Origin of the sequence: Isoptericola sp. NPDC060185 (assembly GCF_042728595.1) — a bacterium.
GTDB lineage: Bacteria > Actinomycetota > Actinomycetes > Actinomycetales > Cellulomonadaceae > Isoptericola.
Genome location: NZ_JBHWYY010000010.1, coordinates 13993 through 38721 on the forward strand (window position 1 = coordinate 13993; position 24729 = coordinate 38721).

The 24729-nt window shown below is 75.0% G+C and carries 20 protein-coding genes; 12 read left to right on the top strand and 8 right to left on the bottom strand.

Annotated elements, in window-relative coordinates; genetic code table 11:
* Positions 1–41: 41 nt before the first annotated feature.
* On the top strand, positions 42–1793 hold the full coding sequence (locus ACFWDO_RS05925) for an ABC transporter ATP-binding protein (RefSeq protein WP_380319312.1): 1752 nt from the start codon (positions 42–44) through the stop codon (positions 1791–1793).
* Positions 1790–3823, top strand: coding sequence for an ABC transporter ATP-binding protein (locus ACFWDO_RS05930; protein ID WP_380319315.1), 2034 nt, complete (start codon positions 1790–1792; stop codon positions 3821–3823). Before ACFWDO_RS05925 ends, ACFWDO_RS05930 begins: the two co-directional genes overlap by 4 nt.
* A gap of 93 nt (positions 3824–3916) precedes the next feature.
* Here ACFWDO_RS05930 and ACFWDO_RS05935 read toward each other — a convergent pair whose 3' ends face one another.
* Positions 3917–4459: a GNAT family N-acetyltransferase gene (locus tag ACFWDO_RS05935; protein ID WP_380319318.1), complete on the bottom strand. Its 543-nt coding sequence runs from the start codon at positions 4457–4459 to the stop codon at positions 3917–3919.
* A 65-nt stretch (positions 4460–4524) separates the two neighbouring features.
* Positions 4525–5211 carry an NAD(P)-dependent oxidoreductase gene (locus ACFWDO_RS05940; protein WP_380319321.1) on the bottom strand — a complete coding sequence of 229 codons (687 nt, stop codon included), beginning with the start codon at positions 5209–5211 and terminating at the stop codon, positions 4525–4527.
* Positions 5212–5344: 133 nt separating this feature from the next.
* Between ACFWDO_RS05940 and ACFWDO_RS05945 the strand changes: the two genes are divergently transcribed.
* Positions 5345–6370 carry an AraC family transcriptional regulator gene (locus ACFWDO_RS05945; RefSeq protein WP_380319324.1) on the top strand — a complete coding sequence of 342 codons (1026 nt, stop codon included), beginning with the start codon at positions 5345–5347 and terminating at the stop codon, positions 6368–6370.
* A 62-nt stretch (positions 6371–6432) separates the two neighbouring features.
* Positions 6433–7281 carry a TrmH family RNA methyltransferase gene (locus ACFWDO_RS05950; protein ID WP_380319327.1) on the top strand — a complete coding sequence of 283 codons (849 nt, stop codon included), beginning with the start codon at positions 6433–6435 and terminating at the stop codon, positions 7279–7281.
* Positions 7282–7299: 18 nt separating this feature from the next.
* On the opposite strand, the gene ACFWDO_RS05955 is transcribed toward ACFWDO_RS05950, so the two are convergent.
* Complete coding sequence (locus ACFWDO_RS05955) at positions 7300–8307, bottom strand: alpha/beta fold hydrolase (protein WP_380319330.1); 1008 nt, start codon at positions 8305–8307, stop codon at positions 7300–7302.
* Between the two features lie 129 nt (positions 8308–8436).
* Here ACFWDO_RS05955 and ACFWDO_RS05960 point away from each other — a divergent pair, with 129 nt between their 5' ends.
* Together ACFWDO_RS05960 and ACFWDO_RS05965 are read left to right on the top strand one after the other, a co-directional pair.
* Positions 8437–11919: an alpha-N-acetylglucosaminidase TIM-barrel domain-containing protein gene (locus ACFWDO_RS05960; RefSeq protein ID WP_380319333.1), complete on the top strand. Its 3483-nt coding sequence runs from the start codon at positions 8437–8439 to the stop codon at positions 11917–11919.
* 39 nt (positions 11920–11958) lie between these two features.
* Positions 11959–13146 carry an ROK family transcriptional regulator gene (locus tag ACFWDO_RS05965; protein ID WP_380319336.1) on the top strand — a complete coding sequence of 396 codons (1188 nt, stop codon included), beginning with the start codon at positions 11959–11961 and terminating at the stop codon, positions 13144–13146.
* Between the two features lie 103 nt (positions 13147–13249).
* Here ACFWDO_RS05965 and ACFWDO_RS05970 read toward each other — a convergent pair whose 3' ends face one another.
* Positions 13250–15271, bottom strand: coding sequence for a beta-N-acetylglucosaminidase domain-containing protein (locus tag ACFWDO_RS05970; RefSeq protein WP_380320414.1), 2022 nt, complete (start codon positions 15269–15271; stop codon positions 13250–13252).
* 155 nt (positions 15272–15426) lie between these two features.
* Here ACFWDO_RS05970 and ACFWDO_RS05975 point away from each other — a divergent pair, with 155 nt between their 5' ends.
* The 6 genes from ACFWDO_RS05975 (at position 15427) to ACFWDO_RS06000 (ending at position 22205) form a co-directional block, all read left to right on the top strand.
* Positions 15427–16284, top strand: coding sequence for an ABC transporter ATP-binding protein (locus ACFWDO_RS05975; protein ID WP_380320411.1), 858 nt, complete (start codon positions 15427–15429; stop codon positions 16282–16284).
* 84 nt (positions 16285–16368) lie between these two features.
* Complete coding sequence (locus tag ACFWDO_RS05980; protein WP_380320408.1) at positions 16369–17355, top strand: ABC transporter substrate-binding protein; 987 nt, start codon at positions 16369–16371, stop codon at positions 17353–17355.
* 19 nt (positions 17356–17374) lie between these two features.
* A complete protein-coding gene (locus ACFWDO_RS05985; protein ID WP_380320405.1) occupies positions 17375–19471 on the top strand; it encodes an iron ABC transporter permease in 2097 nt (698 codons plus the stop codon).
* 63 nt (positions 19472–19534) lie between these two features.
* Complete coding sequence (locus tag ACFWDO_RS05990; RefSeq protein WP_380320402.1) at positions 19535–20467, top strand: universal stress protein; 933 nt, start codon at positions 19535–19537, stop codon at positions 20465–20467.
* Positions 20468–20521: 54 nt separating this feature from the next.
* Positions 20522–21571 (top strand): siderophore-interacting protein, encoded by a 1050-nt coding sequence (locus tag ACFWDO_RS05995; protein WP_380320399.1) that lies wholly within the window; start codon positions 20522–20524, stop codon positions 21569–21571.
* A gap of 79 nt (positions 21572–21650) precedes the next feature.
* Positions 21651–22205, top strand: a complete 555-nt coding sequence (locus ACFWDO_RS06000; protein ID WP_380320396.1) for a DinB family protein — start codon at positions 21651–21653, stop codon at positions 22203–22205.
* A 16-nt stretch (positions 22206–22221) separates the two neighbouring features.
* Here the strand turns inward: ACFWDO_RS06000 and ACFWDO_RS06005 are convergent, their stop codons facing one another.
* The 4 genes from ACFWDO_RS06005 to fabG form a co-directional block, all read right to left on the bottom strand.
* Entirely contained in the window at positions 22222–22812 is a 591-nt protein-coding gene (locus ACFWDO_RS06005) for a YbaK/EbsC family protein (RefSeq protein WP_380320393.1), read from the bottom strand.
* Positions 22809–23339: a YbhB/YbcL family Raf kinase inhibitor-like protein gene (locus tag ACFWDO_RS06010; RefSeq protein ID WP_380320390.1), complete on the bottom strand. Its 531-nt coding sequence runs from the start codon at positions 23337–23339 to the stop codon at positions 22809–22811. The genes ACFWDO_RS06005 and ACFWDO_RS06010 overlap by 4 nt, the downstream gene beginning before the upstream one ends.
* A 76-nt stretch (positions 23340–23415) precedes the next feature.
* Entirely contained in the window at positions 23416–23898 is a 483-nt protein-coding gene (locus tag ACFWDO_RS06015) for a MaoC family dehydratase (RefSeq protein WP_380320387.1), read from the bottom strand.
* A complete protein-coding gene (fabG, locus tag ACFWDO_RS06020; protein WP_380320384.1) occupies positions 23895–24668 on the bottom strand; it encodes a 3-oxoacyl-ACP reductase FabG in 774 nt (257 codons plus the stop codon). Before fabG ends, ACFWDO_RS06015 begins: the two co-directional genes overlap by 4 nt.
* Between the last annotated feature and the right edge of the window lie 61 nt (positions 24669–24729).

A 24729-nucleotide genomic window follows, 5' to 3' on the forward strand; every position in this document is an offset into this window, starting at 1 on the left:
CCCGGGGCAGCGCCCCGTCACCCCCACCCCCAGGAGCCCTGATGCTCGTCTCCCTGGCGCGGAGCTATCTGCGCCCGTACTCCGGCGCCGTCGCGCTGCTGCTGGTGCTCCAGCTGCTCGCGACGCTCGCCTCCCTCTACCTGCCCTCCCTCAACGCCGACATCGTGGACAACGGCGTGACCACGGGCGACACCGCCTACATCATGCGCGTGGGCGGCTGGATGCTCGTCGTCAGCCTGGGCCAGGTCGTGTGCGCGATCGGCGCGGTGTTCCTGGGCGCGCGCACCGCCACGGCGCTGGGCCGCGACGTGCGGCGCGACCTGTTCGACTCCGTGCAGGGCTTCTCCGCGCGCGAGCTCGGGCAGTTCGGCGCCCCGTCGCTCATCACCCGCACGACCAACGACGTGCAGCAGGTGATGATGGTCGTGCTGATGACCTTCACCATCATGGTGATGGCGCCGATCATGCTGGTCGGCGGCGTCATCATGGCGCTGCAGGAGGACGTCGCGCTCTCCGGGCTGTTGCTGGTCGTCGTCCCGGTCCTGGGCATCGCGATGGGCCTGCTGATGTGGCGGATGGTGCCCTACTTCCGGGCCATGCAGAAGCGGATCGACGCCATCAACGGCGTCCTGCGCGAGCAGATCACCGGCCTGCGGGTGGTGCGCGCCTTCGTCCGCGAGGACCGCGAGCTGGAGCGGTTCGGCGCCACGAACGAGGCGCTGTACGACACGTCGCTGAACGCCGGCAAGCTCATGGCCCTGGCGTTCCCGATGGTCATGCTGATCATGAACGCCTCGAGCGTCGCCGTGCTGTGGTTCGGCGCGCAGCGCATCGACAACGGCGAGATGCAGGTGGGCGCGCTCATGGCGTTCCTCAGCTACATCATGTACATCCTCATGGCCGTGATGATGTCCACGATGATGGTGATGATGGTGCCGCGCGCCTCGGTCGCCGCGGGCCGCATCACCGACGTCCTGGACACCGAGACCTCGGTCACCGAGCCGGCCGCGCCCGTGTCCCTCACGTCCCTGGCCGACGGCGAGGGCCCGCGCGGCGAGGTGCGGTTCGACGGAGTCGAGTTCCGGTACCCGGGCGCCGACGAGCCCGTGCTGCACGACCTGACGTTCACCGCGTCGCCCGGCCAGGTCACCGCGATCATCGGCTCGACGGGTGCGGGCAAGACCACGCTGCTCAACCTGGTGCCGCGCCTGTTCGACGTCACCGACGGGCGGGTGCTCGTGGACGGCGTGGACGTGCGCGACCTGACCACGGCGGACCTCGGGTCCATCCAGGGCCTGGTGCCCCAGAAGGCGTTCCTGTTCAGCGGCACGATCGCGGACAACCTGCGCTACGGCAAGGCCGACGCCACCGAGGACGAGATGTGGCAGGCGCTGGAGATCGCGCAGGCGCGCGACTTCGTCGAGGCCCTCCCCGAGGGGCTCGAGGCCCCCGTGGCGCAGGGCGGCACGACGTTCTCCGGCGGCCAGCGGCAGCGGCTCGCGATCGCGCGGGCCGTCGTGCGGCGCCCGAGCATCTACCTGTTCGACGACTCGTTCTCGGCGCTCGACTACAGCACCGACGCGCGCCTGCGCGCGGCGCTGCGGCCCCGGACGAAGGACGCGACCGTCCTCGTCGTCGCCCAGCGCGTGGCGACCATCCGGGACGCGGACCAGATCCTCGTGCTGGACCACGGGCGCATCGTCGGGCGCGGCACGCACGCCGAGCTGCTGGCCGACAACGAGACCTACCAGGAGATCGTCACCTCCCAGATGTCCCTCGAGGAGGCGGCATGAGCACCGAACGCAAGGCACCGGCCGGCCGACCCGCCGGAGGACCCCGCGGGGGCGGCGGGCACGGCCCCATGGGTGGCATGGGCGGGGCCCCCGGCGCGAAGGCGATGGACTTCCGCGGGTCGCTCGTGCGGTTCGCCCGCGTGATGCGCCCCGAGCGGGCGCGCGTCATCCTGCTCACCCTGTGCGGCGTCGTCTCGGTGGCGCTCACCGTGGCCGGCCCGAAGATCCTCGGCGAGGCCACCAACGTCATCTTCGCCGGCGTGGTCGGCAAGGCGATCGAGTCGCCGCAGGTCCCCGCCGGGACGCCCGTCGACCAGGTGGTCGAGGGCCTGCGGGCCTCCGGCGACACCACGCAGGCCGACATGCTCGCCTCGATGCACGGGGTCGTCGTCGGCCAGGGGGTGGACTTCACCCGGCTCGCCGAGATCCTGACGTGGGTGCTCGCCGTGTACGTGGGCGCGTTCCTCTTCGGCTGGCTGCAGGCGCGCATCATGACGATCGCGGTGCAGAACACCATGCGCCGCCTGCGCGACGAGGTGGAGGCCAAGCTCCACCGCATCCCGCTGAGCTACGTGGACAAGCAGGCCAAGGGCGAGATCCTCTCGCGCGTCACCAACGACATCGACAACGTCGCGCAGACCACGACCCAGACGCTCGCGCAGCTCGTGACCTCCGTGCTCACCGTGATCGGCGTGCTCGGCATGATGTTCTGGATCTCGTGGGTGCTGGCCCTGGTCGCGCTGATCACCGTGCCGCTGTCGATCGTCCTGACCATGCAGATCGCCAAGCGGTCGCAGCCGCAGTTCGTGGCGCAGTGGGCCGCGACCGGGCGCCTCAACGCGCACGTCGAGGAGATGTTCACCGGTCACTCGCTGGTGAAGGTCTACGGGCGCCAGGAGGCGGCCGCGGCGAAGTTCGGCGAGGAGAACGAGGCGCTGTACGACGCGTCCCGCAAGTCGCAGTTCATCTCCGGCACGATGCAGCCGTCGATGGGCTTCCTGGCCAACCTCAACTACGTGATCGTGGCCGTGATCGGCGGGCTGCGCGTGGCCTCGGGGCAGCTGTCCCTGGGCGACGTGCAGGCGTTCATCCAGTACTCGCGGCAGTTCACGCAGCCGCTCACGCAGATCGCGTCGATGATGAACCTGCTGCAGTCGGGCGTCGCGTCGGCCGAGCGGGTGTTCGAGCTGCTCGACGCCCCGGAGCAGGACCCGGACCCGTCGGCCCCCCGCCGGCTGGGGCACGTGCAGGGCCGGGTCGCGTTCGAGGACGTGTCGTTCTCCTACGACCCCGAGACGCCGCTCATCGAGCACCTCGACCTCGTCGCGGAGCCCGGCCAGACGATCGCGATCGTCGGGCCGACGGGCGCCGGCAAGACGACGCTGGTCAACCTGCTCATGCGGTTCTACGAGGTCAACTCGGGGCGCATCACGCTCGACGGCGTGGACAGCCGCGACATGACGCGCGATGACCTGCGCAAGCGGATCGGCATGGTGCTGCAGGACACGTGGCTGTTCAAGGGCACCATCGAGGAGAACCTGCGCTACGGCGTGCGCGACGGCGCCACGGTGGGGGAGGCGGAGTTCCTCGCCGCCACCGAGGCGACCCACGTGGACCCGTTCGTGCGCACGCTGCCCGACGGGTACGCCACCCTCCTGGACGACGAGGCCACCTCGCTGTCCGCGGGCGAGAAGCAGCTGCTCACCATCGCGCGGGCGTTCCTGGCCGACCCGGAGATCCTCGTGCTCGACGAGGCGACGAGCTCGGTCGACACCCGCACCGAGGTGCTGGTGCAGCAGGCGATGAACGCGCTGCGGGCGAACCGCACGTCGTTCGTCATCGCGCACCGCCTGTCTACCATCCGTGACGCCGACACCATCGTGGTGATGGAGCACGGGCAGATCGTGGAGCAGGGCGACCACGACGCGCTGCTCGCCGCCGGAGGGGCGTACGCGCGGCTCTACGAGTCGCAGTTCAGCGCCCCCGCCGTCGAGGAGGAGGACGTGGTGGCCGGCCCCGCCGGGGTCTGATCCCGGAGCCGTGCCCCAGCATCGAGCGTGCTGACTCGTTCCTCGCGCGGCCCGTGCGAGGAGCAGGTCAGCACGCTCGATGTCTTCGTGTGGTCAGGGCAGGACGAGCATCCGGGCCGGCGGCGCGCCCTCGCGCTGCCAGTCGAACCGGGCCTCGCCGACCACGCGCCACCCGCGGTGCAGGTAGACGGCGTGCGCCACGCCGTCGCGGTCGTCGACGTCGAGCACCGGGGTGCGGCCCTGCGCGTGCAGGTGGGCGACGGCGACGTCGAGGAGGGCGCCGCCGACGCCCCGGCCCTGCGCCGTGGGGCCGACGAACAGGACGGACACGCAGCCCAGCTCGTGGACCGGTCGACCGGCGCCCGCGGACCAGATCGCGCCGAACCGGTCGTCGGGCACGGCCGTCACGCTGACGTGCCCGACGACCGCGCCGTCCACCTCGGCGACCCAGGCGCGCTCCTCGTCGGGACGGACGATGAACTCCTCGACCGGGAACGGCAGGGGCCAGCGGTGCGGGTAGCCCGACGCCGGCTGCTGGCCGGCGAGGGCCTCGGTGAGGGCGGGCAGGTCGGCAGGGACGCGGTCGCGCAGGACGACGGCGGGCGCGACGCCGGCGCGGGCGGGGTCGGTGGTCACGACCGCGATCCTGGCACGACGCCCCGACACCCCGCCCGACGCGCCGCCTGACGCACCGACGGCGCTCAGGCCGACACGCTGAGCGTGGCGCCGACGGTGCCCGGGTCGCCGAGCGCCGCGGCGTGCACGCCGGCGAGCTGCGCCCGCGAGACCTTGAGGCCGCGCCGGGTGTCGTCGGTCGTGACGTGGGCGGGGGCCTCGGCGGGCGCGCCGTCGGGGGAGTTGGTGAGCGAGACGGGCCGCACGAGCGTCCAGTCCAGCCCGCTGGCGCGCACCACGTCCTCCTGCCGCCCCGAGTCGGTGAACTGGCGGCCGATGACGAACCGGAACACCAGCTTCCACGTGAGGTCCAGGTGCCGCCACGAGTCGCCGAGGCCGTACGTGCTCTGCACGACGAGCCGGCGCACGCCGGTCTCCCGCATGGCCGCGACGACGGTCGCGGTGCCGCGCGAGCGGACGTCCGTCGGGGTGCTCGACCGGCGCAGCCACTGCACGGCCAGCGGGTTGTCCGAGATGCCGAGCGTGACGACCACGGCGTCCTGTCCGGCCACGGCCTTGGCGACCGACTCCGGGTCCAGCGCGTCGCCGTCGAGGGGCCGCAGGCTGCCCGGCCCTTCGACCCGCCCCTCGACCTGGCCGAACGTCGCGCTCGCCGTCCGCCCGAACGCGGTGACGCGGTGCCCGTCCGCCACGAGGCGACGGGTCAGGGCGAGGCCGCTGCCTCGCGTCGCTCCGACCACCAGCACGTCCATGACTCTTCCTTCCTCCGGCCGGGCCCGTGCGGCCCGGCGACTGGTCCCAGACTTCCGCCCGACGGGCGGACGAACCATGCCGTGATCTCCGAGGTTCTTGACCGATCGTCCGGAACAGCGCGAGGATGGCGGCATGGCCGACGCCGCGACGCTGCTGCCCGTGCCGGGCGCGGGGCTCCCGCAGGAGGACCCGTGGGCCCAGGTGCTGGGCGACCTCGAGATGACCGCCGTCTTCTGCTCCACGGGCCGCTACTCCGAGCCGTGGGGGCTCGCGCTGCCGGCCCTGCCGGGCACGACGATGTTCCACCTGCTGCTCGACGGGCGCGCCGTCGTCGACGTCGAGGGCGAGCGGCACGACCTCGCCCCCGGCGACCTGGTGCTGGTGCCGCACGGCACCGGCCACCGCATCACCGGTGCCGCCGACGACCCCGCGACGGGGCTGTGGGACGTGGACCGGACCGTGGTCGCCGACCGGTACGAGCAGCTGCGCATCGACGGCGGTGGCCGCCCCGCGACGCTCGTGTGCGGCGCGGTCGGGTTCACCGACCCCGGGGTGGGCCGCCTGCTCGCCAGCCTCCCGCCGGTCCTGCGGGCCCCCGGCACGAACGGCCCGGGCGTCGCGGCGTCCGGCGCGGATCCCGACGGGACCTGGCTCCGCGCGCTGGTCACCGCCATCGACCACGAGGTGCGGCGTCCGCGGCCGGGCACCGACGTCGTCACCGCGCGCCTGGCGGACGTGCTGCTCGTGCACGTGGTGCGCGGCTGGCTGGAGGCCGAGGAGCCGGCGTCCGGGTGGATCGCCGCGCTGCGCGACCCCGCGCTGGGCCCGGTGCTGCGGGCCGTGCACGCGGCGCCCGCCGACCCGTGGACCGTGGAGTCCCTGGCGGCCGTCGCGCGCCTGTCCCGCTCGGCCTTCGCCGAGCGGTTCACCGCCACCGTGGGCGAGCCGCCGATGGCGTACGTCGCGGGCTGCCGCCTGGACGCCGCGGCCCGGCTGCTGCGCGACGGCGACGCGTCCGTCGAGGCCGTGTCCCGCCGCGTCGGCTACGACTCCGTGCCGGGCTTCCACCGCGCCTTCGTGCGCCGCCACGGCCGGACGCCGGGCGCGTGGCGCGCGTCGGGTGGCGTGCCGACGCTCGAGGACGCCCTCGGGCGGTGACCGGCGCGCTGACGGCGGGGCCCGGTCGCGGACCGGCTGCCGTCCCGGGGGAGAATGCCCCGGTGAGCACCCCCGAGCCCGGCGCCCCGGCCGACCGCGTCACCCGCATCGCCGACCCCGCCGACCCGCGCCTGCACGACTACACCGACCTCAAGGACGTGAAGCTGCGTTCCGTGCGCGAGCCCGCCGAGGGGCTGTACATGGCCGAGTCGTCGTCGGTGATCCGCCGCGCGCTGGAGGCCGGCCACCGGCCGCGGTCGTTCCTCATGGGCGAGAAGTGGCTCGACTCCATGGCCGACGTCATCGACGCGCACCCCGACGCGCCCGTCTACGTCGGGAGCGACGAGGTCGTCCAGCGCATCACCGGGTTCCACCTGCACCGCGGGGCGCTCGCGGCCATGCACCGCCCCGTGCTGCCGAGCGTGCACGAGCTGATCGCGGGCGCCCGCGGCGGCGCCGGCGCGCGCCGCGTCGCCGTGCTGGAGGACATCGTCGACCACACGAACGTCGGGGCCATCTTCCGCGGGGCCGCGGCCCTCGGCGTGGACGCCGTCCTCGTGTCGCCGCGCTGCGCGGACCCGCTGTACCGGCGTTCGGTGCGGGTGTCGATGGGGACGGTCTTCCAGGTGCCGTGGACGCGCCTGGAGTCGTGGCCGGGCGGTCTGCACGCCCTCCAGGAGGACGGCTTCACCGTCGCCGCCCTGGCCCTCTCCGACGACTCGGTGTCCCTCGACGACCTGGTGGCCGACCTGCCCGAGCGCCTCGCGATGGTGCTGGGCACCGAGGGCGACGGCCTCTCGCGCGGCGCGGTGGACGCCGCCGACGTCGTCGTGCGGATCCCGATGGCCGGGGGAGTGGACTCGCTCAACGTCGCCGCCGCGTCCGCCGTGGCGTTCTGGGCGACGCGCTAGGCGCGCCGGGCGTCGCGGTCAGCGCGTGGCGTGCGGGAGCGCCAGGTCCACCAGGCTGACGACGAACCTGCCGGGCTCCTCGTGCATGCACAGGTGCGCCGAGTGCTCGAACCAGACGAGGTCCTTCGACGGCGCGGTGACCCGCTCGAACCACCGCTCCACGGGCGCGGTGGGCGTCGTGTAGTCGTGCCGGCCGAGGAGCTGGATGATCGGCACGTCGAACTCGACCTGGTCGCTGGCGTCGAAGCCGAGGACGTCGTCCAGGACGCGGGGGAGCGTGATCGACTGCCCCTCCCCGATGAGCTCCAGGTCGTCGGCGGAGTAGTACGGCGACAGCGCCTCGGACTCGAAGAAGTACAGCGACTCCGCGCGGTAGGCGGACAGGCCGCCGTAGTGCTGCGCCCACCGCCGGCACACGATGATCCGCTCGACGGTGAGCGGCTCCTCGCCGGGGTAGTCGCCGAGGGCACGCAGCTCGGCCAGCGCCCCGGCGTTCCCGTCGGCGGTGGCGCTGCGCACCGCGTGGGCGAAGGCCTCGGACTCGTTGTCCTGCCCGCAGATCACCTGGCCGACGCCGACGTACGCCCAGAGCAGGTCGGGCCGGCGCCGGGCGAGCAGGACGCCGAGGATCGAGCCCCAGCTGTGCCCGAGGAGACCGACCCGCTCGACGCCGAGCTCGCCCTGCAGCCAGGCGATCAGCTCGACGAGGTCGTCGACGTAGCGGTCCACGCTCATGTCGGTGTCGTCGACGACGCCGCCCACGGACCTGCCGCTGCCGCGCTGGTCGTAGTTGACGACGGTGAAGTAGTCCTCCACGCCGCGCTGCCAGATCCACGACGTGGGCAGCGACGGGACGGCGGGCCCGCCGTGGCAGACGAGGAGCACCGGGTTCGCGCGGTCCCGGCCGCGGATCGAGACGAACTGCTCGACGCCCCCGAGCTCGACCACGGCCGTGCGGTCCACGGCCTGCGGGTTGGGGATCGTGCTGAGGTCGGCGATGACTGCTCGCCCCACGTCGTCGGTCATGACCGCACCCTAGGGGGCCGCTGCGACCGGGGCCCGGGCGACGTCCGCGGCGGGCGCCGCGACCCTTGACCGGCCCGTGGAGCGGGTTTAGGTTGGGCCGCGATCATAATCGCTGCAAAGGGGCAGACCATGGTCGGGAGCACGACGCTGCGGAAGTTCTCCACGAAGGCGCTCGCCACGCTGGTCGGCGTCGCGATGCTCGCCGTGACGGGGGCGGGCGCGGCCGGCGCCGCCGGACCGCCACCCACGGACGGCGGTGCGGCACGGACCGTGGCGGGAGCGGGCACGTTCGACACCCGGCCCGCGCGCGACGTCCTGCGGCGGGTGCTCGGCCCGCGGTACGCCGGGCAGGTGGGCCTTTCCACCATCGCGGCCGACGACGGGCGCGAGACCTTCCGGGTCGCGGCGCACGGCGGCCGGCTGGTCGTCGAGGGCAGCAGCACCTCGGCCCTGCTCATGGGCGTCAACTGGTACCTCAAGGACGTCGCGCAGGCGGACGTCTCCTGGACCGGGGACCAGCTGGACCTCCCGGCGCGGCTGCCTCTGCCGCGCGAGCCGATCACGCACACCTCGCTCGTCTCGCACCGGTTCTCCGGCAACGACACCGAGGACGGCTACTCCGGCCCCTTCCGCACCTTCGAGGACTGGGAGCGGGAGATCGACGTGGCGGCCATGCACGGCGTGAACGAGATGTTCATGCCCGTGGGCGCCGACGCCGTCTACGCGGAGACGCTGCAGTCGTTCGGCTACTCGGCGCAGGAGATGCGGCAGTGGGTCCCGAGCCCCGGCTACCAGCCGTGGTGGCTGCTGCAGAACATGTCCGGGTTCACGGCGCCGGTCACCGAGCACCTGCTCGCCGAGCGCGCGGACCTCGGCCGCCGGATCGCCGACCGGATGCGTTCGCTCGGCATCACGCCGGTGCTGCCCGGCTACTTCGGCACCGTGCCGACCGACTTCGAGCAGCGCAACCCCGGCGCGAAGACGGTGCCGCAGGGCACGTGGAGCGGGTTCACGAGGCCGGACTGGCTGGCGCCCACGGACCCGACCTTCGACCGCGTCGCGCAGCGGTACTACGCCGTGCAGGAGCGGGTCCTGGGGTCGTCGACGATGTTCAAGATGGACCTGCTGCACGAGGGCGGGCGCGCCGGCGACATCCCCGTGGGCGACGCGTCGGTGGCGGTGCAGGACGCGCTCGAGGCGGCCCACCCGGGCGCGATCTGGGTCATCCTCGGCTGGCAGAGCAACCCGCGCCCGGAGACCGTCGCAGCGATCGACCGAAGCCGGATGCTCGTGGTCGACGGCCTCGCCGACCGGGCGCTGAAGCCCGACCGGGACAGCGACTGGAAGGGCACGCCCTACGCCTTCGGGTCCATCTGGAACTTCGGCGGGAACTCGACGATCGGCGCGCCGGTCCGGGCCTGGAACGAGCGGTTCTGGGCGTGGCTGGAGCGCCCCGGCAGCGCGCTCGACGGCGTGGCGATCCTGCCCGAGGCGAGCGGCAACAACCCCGTCGCGATGGAGTTCCTCGCCGAGCTGCCCTGGCACGACGGCCCGGTCGACGTCGACCGCTGGTTCGCCGACTACGCCGACGCGCGCTACGGCGGGGCCGACCCCGCCGCCCGCCGGGCGTGGCAGGTGCTCGCGGACACGGCGTACGCCATCCCGCCCACCGGGGGCCGCTCCTCGGGGCACGGCGGGCTGTTCGCGGCGACGCCCAGCCTGTCGGCGACGCGGCCGCACACGTACGCGCAGGCCGCCTTCGCCTACGACCCGGCGGCGTTCGCGCGGGCCCTGCCCGCGCTGCTCGACGTGGACCCGTCGCTGCGGGGCAGCGCGGCCTACCGGTACGACCTGGTCGACGTCGCGCGGCAGTCGGTGGCCGACCGGTCCCGCACCCTGCTGCCCCAGATCCAGGCGGCGTACCAGGCCGGGGACCTCGACGAGCTCACCCGCCTCACGCGGTCCTGGACGGAGCACATCCGCGGGCTCGACGACCTCCTGGGCACCGACGAGCACTTCCTCCTGGGCCCGTGGACCGCGCAGGCGCGCGCCGCGGCTGGCGACCCGCAGGAGGCGGCCGACCTCGAGCAGGACGCACGCCGGCTGATCACCTCCTGGGGGCCGGCGACCACCGACCTGCACGACTACGCCTACCGCGAGCGGTCCGGCCTGCTGGACGACTACTACCTGCCGCGGTGGGAGCGCCTGTTCGACGCGCTCCGCGCGCACCTGGAGACCGGCGAGGCGCTGCCCGACATCGACTACGACGCGATGGCGGAGGAGTGGATCGCGGACCGCACGGTCTACCCGACCCGGCCGTCGGGCAGCGCCTACCGGGAGGCGTCGCGGACGCTCCACCGCCTGCAGGACGACCGCTACGACGTCCCCCTGACCCTGCGGCCGACGGGCTCGGTCACGCAGGCGGGCACCGGGCCGGAGGCCGCGCAGGTGACCGCGTCGGTGACCAACACCAACTACTTCGCCGCGGCCACCGGCGTACGCGTCGAGGTCACGGCGCCCGCCGGGGTCGAGGTGGTCCCGACCGGGGAACAGCCGGACGAGATCGGCCCCGGGGAGACGGCCGAGCGGACCTGGACGATCCGCCGCACCGCCGCGCTGCCGGAGGGCACCGACGAGGTGACCGTCGACGTCACGGTCCGCTTCGACCGGGCGGACGGGTCCCAGGAGAGGACGGCGTCGGCGGTGCTCCCGGTCGCGTCGCCCGGGCGCTACCAGCTCAGCGACCTCGCGTTCTCCTCGTCGCGCAACCACGACGGGCTGCACCCGGTGAAGCGGGACACGGTCACCGACGCGACCCCGGCCGGCGACGGTGCGCCGATCCGGCTCGACGGGGTGGCGTACGCGAAGGGCCTGGGCACCAACTCCAACGCCGACGTGCGCTTCGAGCTCGGCGGCACCTGCCAGAGCCTCACGACCGTCGTCGGCATCGACGACGCCATGAACCACACCGCCGACGGCGACGTGGTGGTGCGGGTCTACGGCGACGGCAGGCTTCTGGAGCAGACCGGCGTGCTCCGCAGCGGCCCGTCGGGCCCCGGCACGGAGGCGGTCCGCCTGGACGTGGACGTCACCGGGGTGACCCAGCTGCGCCTGCAGGTGGACCAGTCGGACGCCAACCGGTACTTCGACGCGCTGTCCTTCGGGGCGCCGACGGTGGCCTGCGACGCGCCGCCGCCCACGCCGCTCAGCGAGGGCGCGCCGGCGACGGCCACGAGCGCGGAGGCGGGCCGGGGGCCGGCCAAGGCGGTCGACGCCGACCTGAGCACGGGATGGTTCTGCCTCCCGGCGGCGTGCGGCGGGACGCCCTCGTCGCTGCAGGTCGACCTGGGCGCCGCCCACGACCTGTCGGCGGTCCGGGTGACGCCGTACTACGCCGACCGCCGGTCGTACCTCTACCGCGTGGAGGGCAGCGTCGACGGCCAGTCCTGGACGCTGCTTGCCCAGAAGACGGAGCACGCCCCGCAGACGGACGTGGGCGACCGGTACGCCGTCGACGGCCGCTACCGGTACGTGCGGGTCACCGGGTTCGGGAACACCACCAATGCCTATAGCCTCCATCTGCAGGAGCTGGCGGTCTACGGGGCCGGGTAGGCGCCCGTCGCCGGGTCCTCGAGGCCGCGGGGAGGGTCGATGACGTCGGGACCGGTGCGCGTCGCGCAGAAGGCGACCCCTGCGGGGCTGCGCGAGCGCAACACCCGGCTGGTGCTGCAGAGCGTGCTGAGCGGCGCCGGCGAGGTCTCCCGGGCCGACATCGCGCGCTCGGTCGGGCTCGCCCGCGCGGTGGTGTCCGAGATCGTGCAGGACCTGGTGGCCCGGCGCCTGGTCGCCGAGGGCGCGGGCCGCCCGCAGGGCCGGGGCAAGCCCGCGACGCCGCTGCGGGTCGACACCCAGCACTCCTGCCTGCTGATGGCCGACGTGACGCCGGGCGGCGTGCGCGCCGGGGTCGGCGGGCTCGACGGGGCGATCGGGGCGACGGCGCGGGCGCCGCTGGCCGCGGGCCCCACGGCGGACGACGTGGTCGGGGCGCTCGCCCCGCTGCTCGCCGGCCTGGCCGAGCGCGACGGCCGCGAGCTGCTCGCCGTGGGCGTGGCCGTCCCGGGCATCGTCTCCCCGGACGGCCGGGTCACCGAGGCCCTGCAGCTCGGGTGGGAGGACGTGGACCTCGCCGGCCCGCTGGCCGCCGTCCTCGGGCACGAGGTCGTCCTCGTGAACGACGCGACGGCCGTCGCGCTGTCGGAGGTCTCCCACCAGGGCGCCCCGGGCGCGGGCGTCATCGTGCTGCACGTCGACACGGGCGTCGGCTCGGCCGTGCTGCTCGACGGGCGCGTCCACCTCGGCGACCGGCAGCGCGCGGGCGAGGTCGGGCACATCGACCTCGGCGTGAGCGACCGACTCTGCTCCTGCGGGCGGCGCGGCTGCCTGGAGACCGTCGCCGGCCTGCCCGCGGTGCTCGAGGGACTCCCGGTCGAGCGGCTCGACGACGTCGCGGCGCCGGGGGACGGCCCCGCGTCGGGCGAGCTGCGGGCGCTGGCCGCGCGCGTCGACCGCGCCGCGGAGGGGCTGGCGGCGCTGATCTGCGCCCAGGTCGCGATCCTCGACGTCGCGGACGTCGTCATCGACGGGCCGGTGCGCCGGGCCGGTGCGCGGCTGCTCGACACGGTCGAGGCCGCCCTCGCCCGGCGGCTGCCGCCGAGCGACGTGCGCCGCCCGCGGTACTCGGCGCTGGGGGAGCGGTCCGTCATGCACGGCGCGGGCGCCGCGGCGATGCTGCGCGAGCTGGGAGTGATGTGGGTCCAGGAGGCCGGAGCGCCGGGGTGACCTGAAGTGACCCGGTGTGAACCGGTGTGAACCGGAGCGGGTCGGGGGCGAGGGGCCGGCGCGCGCCGACCCCTCGCCCCCGTGGCTCGTCCGGGCGGCACGGTCAGGAGCTGAGGTCACCGCCCAGGGCGGTGAGGAAGGTGTCGAGCACGCCGTCGCCCAGCTTCACCGGGGCGACGCCCCAGCGGTTGTCCGGCGGGTCCACGAGCACCTTCGCCGCGGAGTCGGCGGACTCCTTCGCCCGGGCGAGGAGGGCGTCGCGGGCGGCGTCGTCGCCGTCGACGTCCGCCTGCGCGGCGTCGAGGGTGGCGACGAAGGCGTCGCCCCACAGGTCGTCGGCGTCGAGCCAGGGCCTCGCGTCGGAGAGGAAGCCGGGGTCGACGTCCGCGGACCGCAGGGTCTCGGGGATCGCGGCGACGAGCTCGGCGCGGTGCCGCAGCCCGTCGACGGCGGCCTGCCGGTCGCCGGCCTCCCAGCGGTCCCAGAACGTGGCGACGTCGGCCGCGAGCGCGGGGGCCTGCGGCTGCCACGGGTCGCCGAAGCTCGGCGCCAGGTGGTTGAGGTCGCCGAACGCGAGGAGCGCCTCGACGGCCCGCTCGTCGTCGTGGGCGAGGTAGCGCATCGCCTCGGTCCAGCTGCGGTCGCGGTCGTAGCCGCGGTCGTGCCAGGCGAAGTCGAGCATGCCGAAGACGGCGACCTTGCTGGCCGCGGCCTGGTTCATCGGGTTGGAGACGAGGCCCGCCAGGTGGTCGGAGAGGCCGGGCTCGCGCTTGTCGTAGGGCGCGAGCAGGAGCCGGCCGCTGGTCTGCCCGAAGTCGTTCACGGGGTAGTTGTCCCAGAGGAACGTGGGCCCGCCGAACACGGTGTCGGCCTCCTGGGCCTGCGCGATCGAGATCGACTGCGGCACGACGTCGTTGCCGGTCCACATGACGACGACGTCGTCGTCCATGGTGCGTAGCGCGGCCTTGTAGGGCGACTCGGTGGTGTTGTAGTACTCGGTCGGCACCATCTGGAGGGGCTGGGCGCCGTCGTGCGTCTCGATCCAGCCCTGCTGCACCCGGGTGAGGAAGTCGGCCTGCGCCTGGCCGGCGGCCCCGGGCGACGGGTCGCCGTAGGCCTCGCGGTCGGAGTCGCACGCCCAGCGCGAGTAGTCGATGTCGTCGAGGGGCACGTTGAAGGCCCGCACCCCGACGTCGTACAGGGCCTGGAACTTGGCCTCGAGGGCGGCCATGTCGGCGTCGCTGGTGTAGCAGATGCTGTTGCCGGGGGAGAGCGCGAACGTGAAGCGCACGTGGTTCGCGGTGGCCGCGTCGACGAGGTCCGTGAGCTCGGCGAGCTTGTCCGCGGGGTACGGGTCTCGCCACTGCTCGCGGTGGTACGGGTCGTCCTTGGGCGCGTAAACGTAGGTGTTCGCCTTGAGGTCGCCGTAGAACGCCATCTGGTCGAGCCGCTCGGCCGCCGTCCACGGCTCGCCGTAGAAGCCCTCGATGGTGCCGCGCAGCGGCATGGACGGGAAGTCCTGCACGGCCGCGCCCGCGACGGACGTGTCGCCTCCCCGGGTGACGAGGAGCTGCTGGAACGACTTCACGGCGTAGAACTGACCGTCCGCGTCCGCCCCGGCGAGGGCCACGGTGCCGACGCCGCCTCCCGCGCCGCGGTCGACGCGCAGGGCGTACCCCTCGGCGTGGTCGGGGACGGACACGTCGCCGAGGGCGGCGCGCACGTCGGCGCGGCCGGCGTCGCCGAGCAGGAGCTGCAGCGGCGCCCGACCGGGCCCCGCCGACCCGGCGGGGTCGATCACGCGGACCTTCGTGACCCCGTGGGCGCGCAGCGCCCGGACCAGCGCGTCGCGGGCGGGGGCGTCGGTGTGCTCGTCGACGACGACGTCGACCCTCCCGGTAAGGGGCACGTCGCGGCCGGCGCGCCACATCTGCTGGGGCGCGGGGCTGACGACCGGCAGGTCGGCGGCCGCGGAGCGCGACGAGGTCGACGGGGTCGCGAGGCTCGACGGCGCGAGCGGCGCGGCGGACGCCGCGGCGGCCGGGACGGCGACGGCCGCCGCGGCGAGGAGCGCGGCGGCGGAGAGGAGACCGGCGGCGTTGCGGGGTCTCGTGGGCATGGTCATGGTTACCTCCATTGGTCTAGACCAGGGCGGTGATAACGCTGTCATCGACGATGGCCCGTGTCAACCGCTCCGTGGGGCCCGGCGTGACCCGAGTCACAGGGAATTACGCAACAGGGGGATGACGAAATGATCTGGTGAAGGTTAGCCTCACCTACGTGAGTCAGACCCTGGCGTCCTCGGCGCCCCCCGTGCTCGCCGCCCGCCCCGCTGCCGCGCTGGCCGGGCGCGACCTGCGGCTCTCCTACGACCGCCGCACCGTCGTCGACGGCGCCGCGATCGAGCTGCGGCCGGGCGCCGTGACCGCGCTGCTGGGCCCCAACGGCTCGGGCAAGTCGACGCTGCTGCGCTCGCTCGCCCGCCTGCACCGTCCCGACGCGGGCAGCGTCACGCTCGCGGACGGCAGCGGCGCGACCGACGCCCTGGCCCTGCACCCGAAGGACTTCGCCCGCCGGGTCACGCTGCTCTCGCAGAGCCACCCCACGCCGAGCGGCGTCACCGTGCGCGACGTCGTCGCCTACGGCCGCCACCCCTACCGCGGGCGGTTCCGCTCCGCCGACGCCGACGGGCCGCGCGCCATCGCGCACGCCATGGACGTCACGGGCGTGGCCGACATGGCCGAGCGGGGCGTGGACGAGCTCTCCGGCGGGGAGCTGCAGCGCGTGTGGCTCGCGACCTGCCTCGCTCAGGACACCGGCGTGCTGCTGCTCGACGAGCCCACGACCTACCTCGACCTGCGCTACCAGGTGGAGCTGCTCGACCTGGTGCGGGACCTCGCCGCCGAGCACGGCGTGGCCGTCGGCGTCGTCCTGCACGACCTCAACCAGGCCGCCGCCGTCGCCGACCACGTCGTGGTGCTGCACCGCGGCGAGGTGCGGGCCTCCGGCCCCGCCGCCGAGGTGCTCACCAGCGAGCTCCTCACCGAGGTCTACGGCATCCGCGTCGACGTCATGACCCACCCGGGTACCGGGCGCACCCGCTGCGAGGCCGTCGGCCGGCACGACGCGCGCGCCTGACCCCACCGACCTCCCGCCGGCCCGCGCCGGCGGCCCCGCGCGCCCGCCCCGCGGCGTGCCGACACGAAGGACACCGAGACACCCATGCGCACCCCCACCCGCTCGCTGCTCGTCGGCGCCACCGCCGCGGTGGCCGCCCTCTCCCTCGCGGCCTGCGGCACCACCGAGGACCCCGCCGCGGAGGCCGCCCCCGAGACCTCGGCCGCGACCGGCCCCGTCACGTACACCGACGAGCGCGGCGAGCACACGCTGGACGCCCCCGCCACCGACGTCGTCTCGCTGGAGTGGGGGCTCACCGAGAACCTCGTCGCGCTCGGCGTGCAGCCCGCCGGCCAGGCCGACGTCAAGGGCTACAACACCTGGGACACCACCGCGCCGATCGACGAGGGCACGCCCGACGTCGGCGACCGCGGCGAGCCGAGCCTCGACGCGATCTCGGCGCTCGAGCCGGACCTGGTCGTGACCACGACCGACCTGCCGGAGAACGTCATCACGCAGATCGAGGAGGTCGCTCCCGTCCTCACGCTGCGCGGCTCCGACGGCACCGACCCGCTCGGGTACATGAAGGAGACGGTGACCACCCTCGGCGAGGTCACCGGCACGCAGGACGCCGCCGCGTCCGCGCTGAAGGACTTCGACGCCAAGGTCGCCGAGGGCAAGGCGGCCCTCGAGGCCGCGGACCTCGGCGGCGCCGAGTTCGCGATGGCCGACGGCTGGATCGCGAACGGCACCGTGTCCGTCCGGATGTACACGCCCGGGTCGTTCTTCGGCGCGCTCGGCGAGGCCGTCGGCCTCAAGGACGCCTGGACCGAGGGCGGCGACCCCGACTACGGGCTCGCGCAGACCGACGTCGAGGGCCTCACGAAGCTCGACGACGTGAAGTTCGTCTACGCCGCGAACGACTCCGAGGCTGACCCGTTCGCCGACGGCCTCAAGGACAACAAGGTCTGGGAGCAGCTGCCGTTCGTCACCGCCGGCGACGTGCACCGCATCCCGGACGGCATCTGGATGTTCGGCGGCCCGCTGTCGGGCGCCGCGTACATCGACGCGCTCGTCGACGCGCTCGCCTGACCGCCCGCCGCACGTGTCCGTGACCGTCTCCCTGCCGTCCGCCGCCCCCGCCACCGCGCCGGGGCGGCGAGCGGCGCCCGCGCGCGTCGTCGCGGCGTTCGCCCTCGCCGTCGTCGCCGTCCTCGTGCTGTCCGCCGTCCACCTCGCGCAGGGCACGGCCGACGTCGGGGCGCTCGACGTGCTGCGCGCCGCCGTCGGCGCGGACACCGACGGCACGGTCGCGGTGCTCCTGTCCTCCCGGCTGCCGCGCCTGCTGGCGGGGCTGCTCGTCGGCGTCGCCCTCGGCGTCGCCGGCGCGGTGCTCCAGTCGGTGGCGCGCAACCCGCTCGCCTCGCCCGACACGCTGGCGGTCAACGCCGGGGCGTACGTCACGGTGGTCGCGGCGGCCGCGCTCGGCCTCACTGTGCCGTTCTACCTGCAGGGCGGCCTCGCGTTCCTCGGCGGGCTGGCCGCCGCCGGGCTCGTGCTGGCCCTCGCCCGCGGCGGGGCGGACGGCCCGACGAGGCTCGTCCTGGCCGGGTCGGCCATCATGCTGGCGCTGCACTCCCTGACGATGGTGCTGCTCGTCCTCTTCGAGCAGGAGACCACCGGCCTCTTCGCCTGGGGCAGCGGCAGCATCGTCCAGTCCGGCACGCGAACCGTCAGCCTCGCCGCACCCGTCGTCGCCGTCGGCGTCGTGGGCGCGCTGCTGCTCGCCCGCCGGCTCGACCTGCTCGGCCTCGGGGACGACGCCGCCCGCGTGCTCGGCATCGACGTGCGGCGCACCCGGGTGCTCGCGGTGCTGGCGGCCGTGCTGCTCGCCGCGATCGCCGTGACCGTGGCGGGACCCATCGGCTTCGTGGGCCTGGCCGCCCCCGTCATCGCCCGCCTCGTGGGGCGCAAGGTGCCCGGCCTCGGCCGGCACGTGCTGCTCCTGCCGTTCTCGGCCCTCGTCGGCGTGATCGTGGTGCTCGGCTCCGACGTCCTGCTGCGCGCGCTCCTGCCCGGTCAGGCGTCCGTCGCGGTGCCCACGGGCGTCGTGACGACCGTCCTCGGCGCCGGCATCCTCGTGTGGATGGCGCGGCGCCTGCGCGACTCCGGGGCCGGGGCGCGGGGCGCCCGCGGCGCGCTCGGCCGGCCCCGGTCGCGGGCCCGGGTCGTCACCGTGCTCGTCGTCCTGGTCGCCGCCCTCGTGGCGGCGGTGGTCGCCGGGCTCCTGCTGGGGGACCGGCTCGTGCTGCTCGGCGACGTGTCGAACTGGCTGCAGGGCGCCGCCGGGCGGCAGGTCTCCTTCGTCCTCGACCAGCGCGTGCCGCGCGTGCTCGCCGCCGTCCTCGCGGGCGGGGCCCTGGCGCTCGCCGGCACGATCGTGCAGGCGGTGTGCCGCAACCCGCTCGCCGAGCCCAGCCTGCTCGGCGTGACGTCGGGCGCGGGCCTCGGCGCGGTCCTCATGATCCTGCTCGTGCCGGGGGTCGGGATCTGGTCGATGTCCGCCGCCGCGGGGGTCGGCGCGCTCGTCGTCTTCGCCCTCGTGTACCTGCTGTCGTCGCGCGGCGGCCTCGGGTCCGAACGGCTCGTCCTGGTCGGCATCGGCGCGCAGGCGGGCACGACGGCGCTCATCACGCTCGTCGTCCTCGTGATCTCCCCGTGGGACGTCAACCTCGCCCTGACCTGGCTGTCGGGCTCCACCTACGGGCGCAGCCTCGAGCAGCTGCTGCCCGTCGCCCTGGCGCTGGTCGTCATGGTGCCGCTCGCGGCGACCTACCGGCGCGAGCTCGACGTGCTCTCCCTCGACGAGGACATGCCCCGCGTGCTCGGCCTCGCCGTGGACCGCACGCGCCTCGTGCTGCTGGGCGCGGCGGCGCTGACCACCGCGGCCGCCGTCTGCGCGGTCGGCGTCATCGGCTTCGTCGGCCTCGTCGCGCCGCACGCCGCGCGGGCACTGGTCGGCGCGCGGCACGCCCGCGTGCTGCCCGTCGCCGTGCTGCTCGGTGCCCTGCTCGTGTCGGCCGCCGACACCCTCGGGCGCGTCGTCATCGCGCCCGGGCAGATCCCCGCCGGGCTCGGCACCGCCCTGCTGGGCGCGCCGTACTTCGTCTACCTGCTCTGGCGCTCGCGAGGCCGCGGCACCGCCTGACCCTCCGTCGCGACCGGGTCGGGCGCGGTGTCGAGCGGGGCCGTCCCGAGAGACGATGGCGGGGTGAGCGAGCACCAGGCCGCCCCGCTGGTGGTGGGCTACGACGCGTCGGGACCCGCCGACGTCGCCCTGGCGTGGGCGGCGCGCGAGGCCCGCGTGCGCGGCGCCGTGCTGCGCGTCGTCTACGTGCGCGACGCCCGCGACACCGGGACGGCGACCCACCCCCACGGCGGTGACCTGGGGGAGCGCGGCGACGCCGGGGCGTGGCCGGTGGTCGAGGAGGCCGCCGCGCGTGCCCGCGACGTCGCGCCCGGCGTGGACACCGAGACGTTCGTCGAGTACGCCTCGCCCGCCTCGGCGCTCGTCGGCATGTCCGCCGACGCCGGCGCCCTCGTGCTGGGCGCGTCGCGGCACGGCGGGCTGTACGAGGCGCTGCGGGGCACCGTGGTGCTCCAGGTGACCGCGCACGCGCACTGCCCGGTCGTCGTCGTGCCCGCCGAGGGCGTGCGCCCCGACCTGCCCCCCGACGCGCCCGTCGTCGTCGGCTACGACGGCTCGGAGCCGGCGGGCCTCGCGCTCGACGCCGCCACCGGCACCGCCTGGGAGCTCGGGCGCGCATTGCGCGTCGTCGTCGTGTGGCGCCCTGGCGTGACCGAGTGGGTCGCGTCGCGCGGGCCCACCGAGCACGAGGGGCACGACATCACCGAGGCGGACGCCGGCGCGGTGCTGGAGCAGGCGCTGGCGCGCGTGGAGGAGCGGCTGCGCGAGCGGGGTGCGGCCGAGGGCGCCCTCGAGGTCGTGGGCCTGACCCGCGAGGGGCAGGTGGCGCGGGTGCTGCACCGGGAGGCGGAGGACGCCGAGCGGCTGCTCCTGGGCACCCGGGGGCGCGGAGGCTTCGCCTCGCTGCTGCTGGGCTCCGCCACGCACACGCTGGTGCGGACGGCGGCCTGCCCCGTCGTCGTGGTCCGCGGCGTGGGGGAGGCCTCGCGGGTGTGACGCCGCTCACCCGGGCTTGCGGACCCCCGGCGAGGTGAGGTTAGGCTTACCACCGTGACCGAGACCGTCCAGGCGACCGAGCGCGCCGACCAGACCACGCCGCAGGTGGTCCCCGAGCAGCCCTACCGCATGTTCGACGTCACGGTCTCGCGCGTGACCCGCCTCTGCCCGTCGTTCATCCGCATCACGTTCACCGGCGAGGACCTGCACCTCTTCGCCGACAACGGCAAGGACCAGCGGATCAAGTTCCTGCTCCCCGCGCCATGCGGCGGCTGGGAGTACCTCGACCGGCAGAACCCCGACTGGTTCACGTCGTGGCGCGCGCTGCCCGAGGAGCGTCGTAACCCGCTGCGCACGTACACCGTCCGCGCCGTCCGCCAGGACCTGCACGAGGTGGACGTCGACATCGTGCTGCACGGCGACACCGGGCCCGCGTCCCGCTGGGCGAACGGCGCCACGCCGGGCGCCCCGCTGGTCATCATGGGCCCCAACGCCGGATACACCGACGGCCCGCACGGAGGGCTGGAGTTCAACCCGCCGCAGCGCAGCCACGCGCTGCTGCTCGCCGGCGACGAGACCGCCGTCCCCGCCATCGCGGCGATCTGCGAGTCGCTGCCCGAGGACGCCGTGGGCGAGGTCTTCCTCGAGGTGCCGCACCCCGAGGACCGCTGGACCCTGGCCGCGCCGGCCGGCGTGCGGATCTCCTGGCTGCCCCGCGAGGACCGCGAGCACGGCGACGTGCTCGTCCCCGCCGTGAAGGAGGCCGCCGACCGGCTGCTCGCCATGGGCGTGCGCCCGTCGTCCGACGCGCCCGTGGCCCCCGAGCTGCTCGAGGCCGAGGGCGACCGCCCGGCCCTGACCGCCGCCGGCGTCGACCTGGACGGCGAGCTGCCCGACGTCGACATCGACGCGGACATCCTGTGGGAGGTCCCCGTCGACGCGACCGGCCAGCCGCTCGCGCAGGACACCGTGCTCTACGCCTGGCTCGCCGGCGAGGCCGGCTCCATCAAGACGCTGCGTCGCTACCTCGTCTCCGAGAAGGGCGTGGACCGCAAGGCCGTCGCCTTCATGGGCTACTGGCGCCGCGGCCGCGCGGAGTGCTGACCGCCGCGCGCTGACCCCGCGCCGACCGCGGGGCGCTGCGCACGTGAGCGTGTCGGCGCGCGGGTCTAGCGTCCGGAGGATGACCGAGAACACGCTGGACACGAGGATCGACGAACCCGGCCCGCTCGCCGGGGAGGCGGAGATGCTCCTCTTCTCCGTCGACCGTGCCCGCGCGCAGTTCGCCTGGAAGGTGGGCGGGCTCGACGCCGAGGCGCTGCGCCGACCGCACCCGCCGTCGCAGATGACGCTGGGCGGGCTGGTCAAGCACCTGGCGTTCGTGGAGGACGACGTGACGTCGCGCGCCTTCGGGTGGCCCGAGGGCGCGCCGTGGGACCCTGCCGACTGGGAGGCGGACCCGCGCTGGGACTGGACCTCCGCGGCCCGCGACACCCCCGAGGAGCTCTACGCGACCTGGGAGGCCGCCGTCGCGCGGTCCCGGACCACGTGGGCGCAGGTGCTCGACGGCGGGCTGGACGCGCCCTCCCGGCTGACGTTCCCCGACGGGTTCACGCCCAACGTGCGGCGCATCCTCGTCGACCTCGCCGACGAGTACGCGCGGCACGTGGGGCACGCCGACCTGTTCCGGGAGGCCGTCGACGGGCTGGTCGGGGAGGATCCGCCGCAGCCCGCATGAGCGCGGGCGAGGACGATCAGCGGGCGACGCCGAGGTCCTCGACCACCTCGACGCCCGGCAGCGCGCACAGCAGCTCGCCCGGCATGAGCAGCTTGGAGCGGCGCACGCCCGAGCCCATCAGCGCCAGCGCGCCGGGCGCGGCGAACCGCGCGTCCACGAGCACGCGCCACCCGGCGGGCAGGCCGACGGGCGTGATGCCGCCGTACTCCATCCCGGACTCCGCCGTCGCGCGGTCCACCGGCAGGAACGACGCCTTGCGCGCGTCCAGCAGCTTGCGCACCCGCGTGTTCACGTCGGCGAAGGTCGTGGCCGTGACGACGCATGCCGCGATCCGCTCGACGTCGCCCCGGCGGCCGGCCACGACCACGCAGTTCGCGGACGCCTCGGGTGGCAGGCCGTGCCGCTCGTTGAGCGTGGCGGTGTCCGCGTGGTCCGGGTCGATCTCCACCACCGCGACCTGCCGGGCCACGCGGTCGTCGTCGGCCGCCCAGGACTCGAGCGCGGCGCGCACCGGGTCCGCGAGCAGGTCGGGGTGCTCGAGCGCCGGCGCCCAGGCGAGGTCGCCGAGGACGGGGAGCCCGGGGAGCCCGGACGTGGCGCCGCTCATCGCCGGTAGGTCGCCGTGAGCGTGGCGCGCGCGAGGGTGTGGAAGTAGACGTTGAACGCCACGTGCACCGGGCTGTTCGCCTCCGACAGACCGAGCGACGGGACGTCGAGGGCGTGCACGGCGAACACGTAGCGGTGCGCGTGGTCCCCGGGCGGCGGGCCCGCGCCCTCGAAGCCGAGCCGGCCGCCGTCGCTGGGCACGTGGAACGCCCCGGCGGGCAGCCCGGCCCCGCCGACCGCACCCGCGCCGCGGGCCAGGGACGTCACGTCCGCGGGCACGTCGGCGGCCGTCCAGTGCCAGTAGCCCGACGGCGTCGGGGCGTCCGGGTCGAAGCAGCTCACCACGTACGAGCGGGTGCCCGCCGGGGCGCCGGACCACTCGAGGTGCGGCGACACGTCCGCGCCGTCGACGCTGAAGTCGGGGTCGAGGGGCTCGCCCTCCGTGACGTCCGCGCTGCGCAGCGTGAACGTGACGGGGACGGGGAGCAGCGAGTACGGGTCGGGGGGAAGCGGGCGCTCGAAGTCCATGCCGCCATCGTGCCGGACGGGTGCCGCGGGCGGCCAGGGCGACACGGGGCCCGCGCCCGTCCCGCCCCGGCCGTGCTCAGCCCGGCTCGGGTACGTACAGCTCCAGCGCCTGGGCGACGAGGGCGGGGCGCTGCCCGCCCTCGATCTCGACGGTCACGGTGGACGCCAGCCGCACGCCCTGCGAGACGGCCTCCGCACCGGTGAGCTCCGTCGTCGCCCGGACGCGCGAGCCGGCCGGCACGGGCGCGAGGAACCGCACGCGGTCCAGCCCGTAGTTCATCGCCATCGCGACGCCGCCCACCTCGACGAGCGACGACGCCAGGCGGGGCAGCAGGGACAGCGTGAGGAACCCGTGCGCGATCGTCGTGCCGAACGGGCCGGCCGCCGCGCGGTCCGGGTCCACATGGATCCACTGGTGGTCCTCGGTGGCGGCGGCGAACGCGTCGATCCGCGCCTGGTCCACGGTGAACCAGGCGCCGGTGGCCCGTCGCCCGACCGCGTCCGCCAGCGCGGCGGGGGAGGCGACGCGGATCGGGGCGCCGCCGTCCCCGGCGCTCATGCCTTCGGCCCGCCCGCGACGTAGAGCACCTGCCCGGAGACGTACCCGGCCTCCTCGGAGCAGAAGAACGCCACCGCGGCGGCGATGTCCTCGGGCCGGCCGGCGCGCCCGACGGGCACGTCCTTCGCGGCGGCGGCGAGGTAGTCGTCCAGGCTCATGCCGATGCGCTCGGCCGTCGCGGCGATCATCTCCGTGGCGACGACGCCGGGCGCGACGGCGTTGGCGGTGACGCCGAACTTGCCCAGCTCGATCGCGAGGGTCTTGGTGAAGCCCTGCATGCCCGCCTTCGCGGCGGAGTAGTTCGCCTGGCCGCGGTTGCCGAGGGCGGACGTGCTGGACAGGTTGACGATGCGGCCCCAGCCGGCCGAGACCATGTGCGACTGCACGGCGCGCGACATGACGAACGCGCCGCGCAGGTGCACGCGCAGCACGGCGTCCCAGTCGTCCTCGGACATCTTGAACAGCAGGTTGTCGCGCAGGATGCCGGCGTTGTTGACCAGCACGGTGGGCGCGCCCAGCTCGTCGGTCACGCGGGCGACGGCGGCCTCGGCGGCGTCGGCGTCGGCGACGTCCGCGCCGACCCCGATCGCGCGCCCGCCGGCGGCGACGATGCCCGCGGCGGTCTCGGCGGCCTGCTCCTCGCGCAGGTCGAGGACGGCGACGGCGCACCCGTCGGCGGCGAGGCGGCGGGCGGTCGCGGCGCCGATGCCGCGGGCTCCTCCGGTGACGATCGCGGTGCGGGCGGGGTGCTCGGTGGGCTGCTCGGTCATGCGTGGTCCTTCCTCGGGTGGAGGCGCGGGGGCCGGCGCAGGGCGGGGCGAGACGTCGCGT

Coding starts and splice junctions, on each gene's coding strand:
- ACFWDO_RS05960 (WP_380319333.1), top strand. CDS start 8,437: ATGGTCGGGAGCACGACGCTGCGGAAGTTCTCCACGAAGGCGCTCGCC.
- fabG (WP_380320384.1), bottom strand. CDS start 24,668: ATGACCGAGCAGCCCACCGAGCACCCCGCCCGCACCGCGATCGTCACC.
- ACFWDO_RS05955 (WP_380319330.1), bottom strand. CDS start 8,307: ATGACCGACGACGTGGGGCGAGCAGTCATCGCCGACCTCAGCACGATC.
- ACFWDO_RS05945 (WP_380319324.1), top strand. CDS start 5,345: ATGGCCGACGCCGCGACGCTGCTGCCCGTGCCGGGCGCGGGGCTCCCG.
- ACFWDO_RS05980 (WP_380320408.1), top strand. CDS start 16,369: ATGCGCACCCCCACCCGCTCGCTGCTCGTCGGCGCCACCGCCGCGGTG.
- ACFWDO_RS05965 (WP_380319336.1), top strand. CDS start 11,959: ATGACGTCGGGACCGGTGCGCGTCGCGCAGAAGGCGACCCCTGCGGGG.
- ACFWDO_RS06010 (WP_380320390.1), bottom strand. CDS start 23,339: ATGGACTTCGAGCGCCCGCTTCCCCCCGACCCGTACTCGCTGCTCCCC.
- ACFWDO_RS06000 (WP_380320396.1), top strand. CDS start 21,651: ATGACCGAGAACACGCTGGACACGAGGATCGACGAACCCGGCCCGCTC.
- ACFWDO_RS06005 (WP_380320393.1), bottom strand. CDS start 22,812: ATGAGCGGCGCCACGTCCGGGCTCCCCGGGCTCCCCGTCCTCGGCGAC.
- ACFWDO_RS06015 (WP_380320387.1), bottom strand. CDS start 23,898: ATGAGCGCCGGGGACGGCGGCGCCCCGATCCGCGTCGCCTCCCCCGCC.
- ACFWDO_RS05940 (WP_380319321.1), bottom strand. CDS start 5,211: ATGGACGTGCTGGTGGTCGGAGCGACGCGAGGCAGCGGCCTCGCCCTG.
- ACFWDO_RS05925 (WP_380319312.1), top strand. CDS start 42: ATGCTCGTCTCCCTGGCGCGGAGCTATCTGCGCCCGTACTCCGGCGCC.
- ACFWDO_RS05970 (WP_380320414.1), bottom strand. CDS start 15,271: ATGACCATGCCCACGAGACCCCGCAACGCCGCCGGTCTCCTCTCCGCC.
- ACFWDO_RS05930 (WP_380319315.1), top strand. CDS start 1,790: ATGAGCACCGAACGCAAGGCACCGGCCGGCCGACCCGCCGGAGGACCC.